The organism is Streptomyces sp. NPDC060027 (assembly GCF_042737005.1).
Classification (GTDB): Bacteria; Actinomycetota; Actinomycetes; order Streptomycetales; family Streptomycetaceae; genus Streptomyces.
In genome coordinates this window covers 38,905-49,127 of record NZ_JBHWVI010000001.1, presented here as the reverse complement: position 1 = coordinate 49,127, position 10,223 = coordinate 38,905, and the positions used below count along the sequence as shown (strand labels likewise).

General features: G+C 71.5%; 9 protein-coding genes. 4 read left to right on the top strand and 5 right to left on the bottom strand.

Translation table 11 applies throughout. The features are described from left to right. Positions 1-93: 93 nt before the first annotated feature. From ACFWBT_RS00240 to ACFWBT_RS00225, 4 genes are all read left to right on the top strand, one after another. Positions 94-309 carry an MbtH family protein gene (locus ACFWBT_RS00240; protein WP_385693874.1) on the top strand — a complete coding sequence of 72 codons (216 nt, stop codon included), beginning with the start codon at positions 94-96 and terminating at the stop codon, positions 307-309. Between the two features lie 8 nt (positions 310-317). Then, positions 318-1,892 (top strand): amidohydrolase, encoded by a 1,575-nt coding sequence (locus ACFWBT_RS00235; protein ID WP_385693873.1) that lies wholly within the window; start codon positions 318-320, stop codon positions 1,890-1,892. Next, positions 1,889-2,119 (top strand): hypothetical protein, encoded by a 231-nt coding sequence (locus ACFWBT_RS00230; RefSeq protein WP_385693871.1) that lies wholly within the window; start codon positions 1,889-1,891, stop codon positions 2,117-2,119. Before ACFWBT_RS00235 ends, ACFWBT_RS00230 begins: the two co-directional genes overlap by 4 nt. Positions 2,120-2,303: 184 nt before the next feature. After that, positions 2,304-2,807 carry an NUDIX hydrolase gene (locus tag ACFWBT_RS00225; RefSeq protein ID WP_385693870.1) on the top strand — a complete coding sequence of 168 codons (504 nt, stop codon included), beginning with the start codon at positions 2,304-2,306 and terminating at the stop codon, positions 2,805-2,807. Between the two features lie 87 nt (positions 2,808-2,894). On the opposite strand, the gene ACFWBT_RS00220 is transcribed toward ACFWBT_RS00225, so the two are convergent. From ACFWBT_RS00220 to pqqB, 5 genes are all read right to left on the bottom strand, one after another. Beyond that, a complete protein-coding gene (locus ACFWBT_RS00220; RefSeq protein WP_385694075.1) occupies positions 2,895-7,004 on the bottom strand; it encodes a molybdopterin-dependent oxidoreductase in 4,110 nt (1,369 codons plus the stop codon). A 202-nt stretch (positions 7,005-7,206) separates the two neighbouring features. Next, positions 7,207-8,307 (bottom strand): pyrroloquinoline quinone biosynthesis protein PqqE, encoded by a 1,101-nt coding sequence (pqqE, locus tag ACFWBT_RS00215; protein WP_385693868.1) that lies wholly within the window; start codon positions 8,305-8,307, stop codon positions 7,207-7,209. Next, positions 8,304-8,570, bottom strand: a complete 267-nt coding sequence (gene pqqD / locus ACFWBT_RS00210) for a pyrroloquinoline quinone biosynthesis peptide chaperone PqqD (protein ID WP_385693866.1) — start codon at positions 8,568-8,570, stop codon at positions 8,304-8,306. The genes pqqE and pqqD overlap by 4 nt, the downstream gene beginning before the upstream one ends. Further along, positions 8,567-9,322, bottom strand: coding sequence for a pyrroloquinoline-quinone synthase PqqC (gene pqqC, locus ACFWBT_RS00205; RefSeq protein ID WP_385693864.1), 756 nt, complete (start codon positions 9,320-9,322; stop codon positions 8,567-8,569). Before pqqC ends, pqqD begins: the two co-directional genes overlap by 4 nt. Further along, positions 9,319-10,218 (bottom strand): pyrroloquinoline quinone biosynthesis protein PqqB, encoded by a 900-nt coding sequence (gene pqqB, locus ACFWBT_RS00200; RefSeq protein WP_385693863.1) that lies wholly within the window; start codon positions 10,216-10,218, stop codon positions 9,319-9,321. The genes pqqC and pqqB overlap by 4 nt, the downstream gene beginning before the upstream one ends. Positions 10,219-10,223: the final 5 nt, after the last annotated feature.

The window sequence follows — 10,223 nt, the reverse complement described above, 5'->3', positions numbered from 1 at the left end:
CACAACTCCGCAGCCCACGACCCCGCGGCTCATGATCCACGAGCCCAACCTCCTTATGTCCCGACCCCGCTGACAGATCGTGAGGAAGAGCAGATGACGAACCCGTTCGAGAACCCCGAGGGCCTCTACCGCGTGCTCGTGAACGACGAGGGCCAGTACAGCCTGTGGCCCGACTTCGTCGACGTACCGGTCGGCTGGACCGTCGTGCACGGTCCGGGCCCGCGCCGGCAGTGCCTGGACCACATCGAGACCAACTGGACGGACATGCGCCCCAAGAGCCTGGTGGAGAGCATGAGGCGGACGGGCTGACCCGAGCGATGCTCTGTACGCGACTGACGAACGCGCGCTTCCTGACCATGGACCCCGACCGTCCCGTCGCCCACGAACTCGGCATCTGGCGGGGCCGGATCGTGGGCCTGGACGAGGAGGTGACCTCCCTGCTCGCCCGCCGCGTGGTGGACCTCCAAGGTGCCACCGTGCTGCCCGGATTCATCGACAGCCATGTCCATCTGGCGTGGACCGGCCTCAAGGCGGGCACGCCGAGCATCGCGTCCTGCGACACCGTGGAGGAGGTACTCGCCGTCGTGGGCGCCACCGCGGCACAGGCCCCGGAGGACGGCTGGGTGAACCTCGCGGGATACGACCAGCGGCCGCTGGGCCGCCATCTGACCGCCGTCGAACTGGACAAAGTGAGCGCCGGGCGCAAGGTGTTCGTGATGCACGACTCCGGACACGGCTGCATGGTCAACACCGCCGTCCTGGAGCTGCTGCCCGCCGGTCTCCCGCACGAGGAAGGCTTTCTCGCCGAGGCGGCGATGGGCGTCGCACGGGGACTGCGGCTTCCCCACGCGCAGGAGGATCTCGCGGACGCGATCGGACGCGCCGCCCGGGAGTGTCTGGCGGAGGGAGTGACGGCCTGCGCGGAAGCAGGCATCGCGGGCGCCTTGTTCGGCCACAGCCCGGTCGAACTCGGCGCCTACCAACTCGCCCGCGAAACGGGCCGGTTGCCGCTCCGGGTGCAGCTGATGGTGGCCGCGGACCGACTGCACCCGGTGGTCGCGCACACGTCCGACGGCATCCCCCGCGCCCTCGACCTCGGCCTGCGCACCGGGTTCGGTGACGCGTGGCTGTCCGTGGGAGCCCTCAAGGTCTACACCGACGGCGGCATGATGGCGCGTACGGCGGCACTGACCAGCCCCTACGAAGGGCTGGACCACGCCGGTCAGTTGCAGGACGATCCGGACCTGCTCGCCCGGACCGTCGTCGACGGCCATCTAGCGGGATGGCAGCTCGCCGTCCACGCCATCGGCGACCGGGCGGTCGACGTGGCCCTGGACGCGCTGGAGAGGGCCCAGCGCATCCGGCCGCGCCCGGACGCACGGCACCGCGTCGAGCACGCGGGTCTCGTCCGGCCCGACCAACTGGCCCGGTTCGCCCGGCTCGGAGTGATCGCCGTCGTCCAGCCGAACTTCCTGCGCTCCTTCGGGGACGACTACGCCGCGATCATGGGGGCGGAGCGGGCGCCCTGGCTGTACCGGGGGAGGGGATTCCTGGAGCACGGCGTCACGCTGGTGGGCAGCTCGGACCGTCCCGTGACGGACGGATCCCCTTTGCGGGCCGTCCAGTTCATGGTGGAGCGGGCCTCGGCGTCGGGGCGCGCGATCGGCCCGGACGAGGCCATCACGGTGGAGGAGGCGCTGCGCGCGTACACGGTCGGCGGGGCCTTCGCCTGTCACTGGGAGGACAGCGTGGGAAGCCTCAGGCCGGGGAAGTGCGCCGACCTGGCCGTCCTCGCGGACGACCCGAGAGCCGTGGGGACGTCCCGCATCGGCGACATCGACGTGGTCGCGACATTCGTCGGCGGCCGGGAGACCGAGGAGGCCAGGCTGTGAGCACACGGGCGGACGGCACCGATCCGTACGCGGGTCCGGGTGAAGCGTCACTGGACCCGTTGAGGTGGGTGATCTGGAACTCCCCGACCGAGGTGATGGTGTTCGACCGGGACATCAACGGCCCTGTGCCGATGGAGGACGAGGGAGCCCTGCGCGAGGTGCTGCGCAGGATGCGAGAGGCGGGCGTACCGGAGAGCGACGACTATCCCGGACGCCGCTGCTCCTGAGGGGAGCGCGCCACGAGGTCCGGTGCGGTCTCGCGGTGCAGCGGCTCGCGCGGCACCTGGTCGATGGTGCGCAGGACGCGGTCCGGGCGATCCGAGGCCAGCTGTCGCGCCCACCCAAGTTCAACGGGTGTGGTGCCCCGGTCCGTTGATCGACAGTGCCGCCGGGCTCTGGCAGGGTGAACCGATGCGGATACCCGGACAGGCAGCCAGAGTCGCGGTGCTGGACCCGGCCGGGGCGGTCTTCATGTTCCGGTACGACAACGAGGCAGTCGGCGTCCACTGGGCGTTGCCCGGCGGCGGAATGGATCCGGGCGAGTCGCCGCTCGAAGCGGTCGAGCGCGAGCTGCGCGAGGAGACCGGGTGGAGTGACATCGAGCTCGGCGGCACCCTGTTGTGTCTGTGGGAGCACGACTTCACCCGGGCCGGTGTCCCGGTGCGCCAGCACGAGCACATCTTCCTCGCGTACGGGCCTCGCCGGGACCTGCTGGGCGAACTGGGCGACTCGCACGCGGCGGACGGGATTCTGCGGGCGCGATGGTGGTCGCCGGCCGATCTGTCGGACGCCGCGGAACCCCTGTGGCCCCCGCAACTCCCGGAACTGCTGGCCGCCGTACGACGGGACGGCCCACCCACGACACCCGTCGACCTCGGCTTCGTACCGATCGGGCCCGGCGGCACCGCACCCTGAGCTCAACGGGAGAGGGGCCACGGGGTCCGGCGCGGCACGGCAGGGCGAGGCCGTCCCGCGCCGGGCCGGTGTCGACGCGCCCGAGCGTCAGTACACGTCACGGACATACCGTTTCTCGGCGGCGAGCTGTTTGACGTACGCGGCGGCCCCCTCCGTGCTGTGGCCGCCGTGGGCGGTGGCGATGTCGCGCAGGGCCTGGTCGACGTCCTTGGCCATGCGGGAGGCGTCGCCGCACACGTAGAGGTGCGCTCCCTCCTGGAGCCAGGACCACAACTGGGGGCCGTGTTCGCGAATCCTGTCCTGGACGTAGACCTTGGTGCGCTGGTCGCGGGAGAACGCGGTGTCGAGGCGGGTGAGCGTGCCCTCGGCGAGGAAGGCGGTGAGCTCGTCCTCGTAGTAGAAGTCGGTGGCCCGGTGCTGTTCGCCGAAGAACAGCCAGTTGGGCGCGCGGTGGCCGAGGGCGCGGCGCTCGTGCAGGAAGCCGATGAAGGGGGCGACCCCGGTGCCGGGGCCCACCATCACCATGGGAGTGGCGGGGTCGGCCGGGGGACGGAACCTGGGGGAGGGCTGGACGAAGAGCGGTACGGGTGTGCCGGGGGCCGCGTCGGCGAGAAAGGGCGAGCAGACACCCTGACGCGGTCGCCCGTCCCGGTTCTCGAACCGCACGACCGAGACCGTGAGTGAGACGAGGTGAGGGTCGGTCAGCGGGCTGGAGGATATGGAGTACAGGCGGGGCTGGAGCGGCTTCAGCACGTCGGCCCACTCCTGGGCGCCGACGCGGACCCCGTGTTCGGCGATGACGTCGACGGCCTGGCGGCCCCAGGACCACTTGGCCAGTTCGTCCTTGTTGTCGGGGCGCAGGAGCTTCTTCAGCACCCGGTCGTGGGTGCGTTCGGCGACGAAGCGCAGCAGGTCGGGGGTGATGCGGGTGATGTCCAGCTGCCGGTGCAGTGCCTCGTGGAAGGGGATCTCGCCGGTGCCGTCCAGGCTCACGGCGCTCTCCGGGGCGAGCCCGGTGGTGGCCAGCCATTCGGTGACGAGATCGGGCGAGTTGACGGGGCGTACGCCGAGGGCGTCCCCGGCCTGGTGGACGAGCGGGGTCTCGCTGTCGCGTGTGTCGAAGGTGAAGCGGCGGACCTCCTTGCCCGCTCCGGGCAGACTGAGCAACCGGTTCCCGGTCAGGTGCCCGGTGACGGGCGCCGGTTTCCTCGGCCGGGACGCGGACCATGACGACGGGACGGCGGGCGCCCGAGCCGGGAGATCGGACGCTTGCGTCGGGGACGCGGACGGGGTGACCGGTGCGGGCGTCGGTTCCGCTTCCGTGCCCTCGGTCAGCGAGGTCAGGACCTGGTCGAGCCAGGCCGTGGCCGAGGGCTCGTAGTCGGGTTCGCAATCCGTGCGCGGGGCGAGCCGCACGGCGCCCAGTTCGTCGAGCCGCAGGTCGAGGCGGCGGCCGTGGCCGCAGAAGTCGCCGTAGGAGGAGTCACCGAACGCGAGGACCGCGTAGCGCACGCCGTCCAGGCGGGGTGTGTCGGGCGCGGCCAGGGCGTCCCAGAAGCCCGAGCCGTTGTCGGGGGCGTCACCGTCCCCGAAGGTGCTGGTGATCAGCAGGAGGTCGGCGCCCGCGGGCAGTGACCCGGGGTGTGCGTCGTCCATGTCGACGAGGGTGGCCCTGTGTCCGGTGGTGGTGAGCCGGTCGGCGGCGGCCGCGGCGAACTCCTCGGCGTTGCCGGTCTGCGAGGCCCACAGCACGACGACCTCGCGGACGGGGGCCGCGGGAGTCGTGGCCGGGGGCGGAGTGCCGGGCTCGGCCCGGGAGTACATGCCGGCGAGCACGCCGTTCACCCACAGCGCGTGCTCGGGGCTGAAGGGCGCGCCCGGCGGCAGCACCGGCACGCCGGGCGCGCCCGAGGCGATGCCGGCGAGGAAGCCGATCAGGTACCGGCGCTCGTGCTCGGCCAGCACGGGCGGTGGAGCGGGCTGGAGTCCGAAGGCGTCCGAGGGACCCGCGGGGACGGTGGCATGTGCGAGCGTTTCCTCGGACGCGGGGGTCACCGCCGCGCCGGTGCGGGCGTCCGTCGCGGCTACGGGCGGTGCCGCCACGGACACCGGAGTCGCCACCTTCGTCAGGGACACCGCGCAGACCTTGAACTCCGGCTGGAAGGAGAGAGGGTCGACGGCGTCGCTGGTGACGGCGTTGACGCTGAGGTATTCGCCGAACAGGTCGTTCCAGTGGAAGGGCGCGAAACAGCAGCCCGGTCGTACCCGGTCGGACACCACGGCGGGCAGCACGGCCCGCCCGCGCCGCGACGCGACCTCCACCGAGTCACCGTCGGCGATACCGAGCGTGGCGGCGTCGTCCGGGTGCAGCTCCACGAAGGGTCCCGGGTTGAGCTTGTTGAGTTTGGCGACCTTGCCCGTCTTGGTGAGGGTGTGCCACTGGTGCTGCAACCGTCCGGTGTTCAGGACGTAAGGGTAGTCGTCGTCCGGCATCTCGGCGGCCGGGATGTGCGGGCGGGCGTGGAACACCGCCCGGCCGCTCGCCGTGGGGAAGACCGGACCTCCGCCGTCCTCGTCCACATAGCGGATCGGGTTGCGGTCGGGACCGTCCTCGCGCGCGGCGGGCCACTGCACCGGCGTGGACCGCAGTCGCTCATAGCTCACGCCCCGCAGGTCGTAGCCGGTCTTCGGGTTGTGGGCGCGCTTGATCTCCTCGAAGACCTCTTCCGCGCTGTCGTACGAGAACCCCCGCTCGTATCCCATCGCGCGAGCGACGGCGGCGATGATCCGCCAGTCCGCCATGGCCTCCCCCGGCGGCTCCACCGCGGGCTGTGCGAGGGTGACATTGCGCTCGCTGTTGACGAGGACGCCCTCGGTCTCGGTCCACAGGGCTCCCGGCAGTACGACATCCGCGTACGCGTTGGTCTCCGTCTCGGCGAAGACGTCCTGGGTGACGACGAACTCGGCCCGCTCCAGGCCCTCGATGACCGTCTTGCGGTTGGCCACGGACGCGACGGGGTTGGTGCAGATGATCCAGCACGCCTTGATGTCCCCGTCGGCCATCTTCTGGAACATCTCGATCGTGCCCCGGCCGACCCCGTCCTTGCGGACCGTGCCCGGCGGCAGTTCCCACAGCTCCTCGACGAAGGCACGCTCCTCGTCGACCAGCACGGACCGCTGCCCGGGCAGGCCCGGACCCATGTACCCCATCTCCCGGCCGCCCATGGCGTTCGGCTGACCGGTCAGCGAGAAGGGACCGCTGCCGGGCCGGCAGATCGCGCCGGTCGCCAGATGCAGGTTGACCAGCGCGTTCGTGTTCCAGGTGCCGTGCGTCGACTGGTTGAGGCCCATGGTCCAGCAGCTCATCCATTCCCCGGCCTCGCCGATGAGCCGGGCCGCCTCGCGGATGTCCTCCTCCGGGACGCCGGTGATGTCGGCGACCTCGGCGGGCGGGTAGTCGGCCAGGAACTCCGGCATCGCCTTCCACCCCTCGGTGTGCGCGGCGATGAACTCGGGGTCGGTGTGCCCGTTCTCGTACAGCAGGTGCAGCAGGCCGTTGAGCAGCGCCAGGTCCGTTCCCGGCCGGACGGGCAGGAACAGGTCCGCCTTGTCGGCGGTCGCGCTGCGCCGAGGGTCGACGACGATCAGCTTGGCGCCGCCCGACTTGACCCGGTCCATCATCCTGAGGAAGAGGATGGGGTGGCAGTCGGCCATGTTGGAGCCGATCACGAAGAAGACGTCGGCGTGCTCGAAGTCCTGGTACGAGCCGGGCGGGCCGTCCGCGCCCAGCGACAGCTTGTATCCGGTGCCCGCACTGGCCATGCACAGCCGGGAGTTCGACTCGATCTGGTTGGTCCGTACGAAGCCCTTGGCCAGCTTGTTCGCCAGGTACTGGGCCTCCAGACTCAGCTGCCCGGAGACGTAGAACGCGAAGGCGTCCGGGCCGTGCTCGTCGATCACCGCCCGGAGCCGCCGCGCGGTCTCGGCGATCGCGGCGTCCACCGGGGCGGGCTCGGCCTCCGCCCCCCGCTCGGCCCGCACGAGGGCGGAGGCCAGCCGCCCGGGGGCGGCGAGCATGTCGGCCGTGGTCGCGCCCTTGGTGCACAGGCGCCCGAAGTTGGCGGGGTGTGTCTTGTCACCGGACGCCTTCAGGACCGTACGCCGCCCGTCGGGGCCCCTTCCGATGTCGAGGACCATCCCGCAGCCGACACCGCAGTACGAGCAGACCGTCCGTACCTGCTGGGTGGTCGTGGTCACGAGCGGCCCCTCCGTGTGATCGGTTCCTTCCTCCACCGACGCTACGAAGATCCCATTACACGGGTGTCACACCGCCCGCTCACCAGGGGTTACGCGCTCCACACAGCTGTGCCGCGGGGCTTGTGAGGAGGAGGGCCGCTCCTCACCCGCGCGGGACGCGGGACAGGCTCGCGGGGCGTCGGGGAACGAGTCGTGGCGGCTCCGCTCCCGGCTCGGTGAGAGCGAGCAGGGTCGGGTGGTCGGGGGAGAGAGCGCAGGCGGGGTCGGTGCGCGCGGGGTCGCCGGTGAGGGCGTACGCCTGGCAGCGGCAGCCGCCGAAGTCCTCGGTGCGCCGGTCGCAGGTGCGGCAGGGCGAGGGCATCCAGTCGGTGCCGCGATAGCGCTTGAAGGCGGGTGATTCCTCCCAGATCCAGCGCAGCGGCCGGTCGAGGACGCTCGGCGGGGCGAGGTCGGGCAGGGCGGCCGCCGCGGGGCAGGGCAGGGTGGTCCCGTCGGGTGTGACGGTGAGCGAGACGGCTCCCCAGCCGCCCATGCACGGTTTGGGGGTGCCGGAGAAGTAGTCGGGCACCACCCAGGTGATGTCGAGGTCGCTGCCCAGGAGTGTTCTGAGGCGCTCCACTTCGGACACCGCACGGGCCAGCTGGTCCCGGGTCGGCATGAGCGCGGCGCGGTTGAGCAGCCCCCAGCCGTAGAACTGGGTGTTGGCCAGTTCGATCCGTTCCGCGCCCCAGGCGACGGCCAGCTCGATGAGCCCGGCCACGGCTTCGAGGTTGTGGCGGTGCAGCACGACGTTGAGGCCCAACGGCAGGCCGCGCTCCCGGACGCGACGGGCCGCGTCCCGCTTGGCGCCGAAGGAGCGTCGACCGGCGATCTCGTCGGACCGTGCCGGGTCCGCGTGCTGGACGGACAACTGGACGCTGTGCAGTCCGGCGTTCACCAGGGCGTCGGCGCGTTCCTCGGACAGTCCCACACCGCTGGTCACCAGCTGGGTGTACAGCCCGGCGTCCACGGCGGCCCGGGTGATCTCCTCCAGGTCACGGCGCAGGAGGGGTTCGCCGCCGGAGAGGTGGGTGTGCAGCACGCCGAGTCCGGTCGCTTGGCGGAAGACGTCGGCCCAGTCGGCCGTGGTGAGTTCGCGTGAACGGCGTGTCAGCTCCGTGGGGTTGGAACAGTATCCGCACTGCAGGGGGCAGGCGTGGGTGAGTTCGGCCAGCAGGGCCCAGGGCGGAGCGGGTGTCGTCATCGCAGGCAGCCTTCCTTGCGCAGCCGGTCGAGGAAGGAGACGACGTCGTCGGCGACGACGCGCTCCGGGTGCCCGGCGGTGAGGTGTCCGACGATCTCGTCGACGGTACGGTCGCCGTCGCACAGATCGAGGACCGCGCGCCCCGAGCCGTGCAGGACGACGACCCGTTCGGGAAGCAGCAGGACCTCCGTGTCGCGGGTCCGGTCGTGGCGCAGCAGCGCGGACGCAGGCAGCCGGGGCCGCCAGGACGTGTCGCCGGTCATCGGGGTGCCCTCCGCACGCCCGCACCCTCGACACTGTCCAGCAGGGTCCACAGCACGTCGCACTTGAAGGACAGCGCCGAGAGCGCCCGCTCCTGTCGGCTCCGCGTCACCGCCCATTCCTTCACCCAGGTCAGCGCCTCGGTGCCGTCGCGACGCCCTTGAGGGACGCGGCTGCGGAAGTAGGACAGGCCGGCGGAGTCGATCCACGGGTAGTGCACGGGGAAGCGTTCCAGCCGCGTCAGCATGATGGAGGGGGCGCACAGTTCCGTGAGGGACGAGGCCACCGCCTCCAGCGCGCTGCCGTTGCGGCAGAAGTTGACGTATCCGTCCACGGCCAGACGGACACCCGGGAGGAGGCGTTCGTGCCTCAGCAACTCGTCGCGGCTCAGCCCGACCGCCTCCCCCAGGCGCAGCCATCTCTCGATTCCGCCCTCGCCCTCGACCAGGCCGTCGTGATCCTGGATGCGCCTCAGCCAGGAGCGGCGTTGGGCGGGTGTGGGGAGCTTGGCGAGGATGAGAGCGTCCTTGACGGGGATGTTGCACTGGTAGTAGAAGCGGTTCGCCACCCAGCCGCGCAGTTCGTCCGGACTCAACTCGCCTTCGTGCATGCGCCGGTTGAACGGATGGCGGTCGTGGTAGCGGCTCTGTGCGAGTTCGCGCAGCCTGCTCTCCAGCTCGCCCTCCCGCCATGGTGCCGGTCGGTCGGTGTGACGGAATGCGGTGGCGGTCGACTCGGAGGCGGACGTGGTCACAGGGACATCACCATCCTGTCTTCGGCCACCCGCAGGCCGAGACCGGCGAGGCGTTCGCGCTCGGGTGCGCCGGGGTCGGCCAGCGGGTTGGTGTTGTTGAGGTGGGTGTAATACACCTGCGCGGCCGTCCCTTGCAGGCGCAGCGCGGTGCCTTCGGGGCCGTCGACGGGCAGATGGCCCATCGCCGACGCGGTGCGTCGCGAGATGCCGGTCCGCCGGGGTTCGTCCTCGTCCAGGAAGGTGCCGTCGATCAGGACGCGGTCGGTCCGCGCGATCTCCGAGCCGAGGGCGTCGCTCCAGGCGGCGAGGGCCGGCGCGTACAGGGCCCTCGCGCCGGTGACGGGATCCCTCAGCAGGAGGGCCACGCTCCAGGCGGGGTGCGCGGGTTCGTCCGCCGCGTACCGCGGGCGCTTGGGGGAGAGGGGCAGTGCGCTCACGTCGAGGCCCGCGATGCCGGCAGGTCGTCCCGCGCCGGCGATCGGGAGGTCGTGCCAGGTCAGCGTGGTGTACGGGGACAGGATGTCGGTCAGATGCAGGCGGGCGGTCAGGGCCAGGCGTACGGGGCTCGTGCACCAGACGTCGATGCGCGATGCCTCTCGTAGGCGCAACAGGCCAAGTGTGTGGTCCAGTTCGGCGTCGGTGAGGACGACGCGGACCACCGGGGTGCGCTCCTGGCCCGTGTCGGGCCGCAGTCCGGGGTGGCTCTCGAGTTGCTCCGCGACGTCCGGCGTGGCATTGGCGAGGAACCAGGTGTGCGGATCCGTTCCGTGGACGGCGAGCCCGTCGTGCAGACGGCGGCGCGAGGGGGCCTGGCGTGCCCCGGCACAGCCGGGGCACGCACAGTTCCACTGGGGGAGGCCACCGCCGGCCGCTGTACCGAGGATGCGCAGCAGCACGGCGG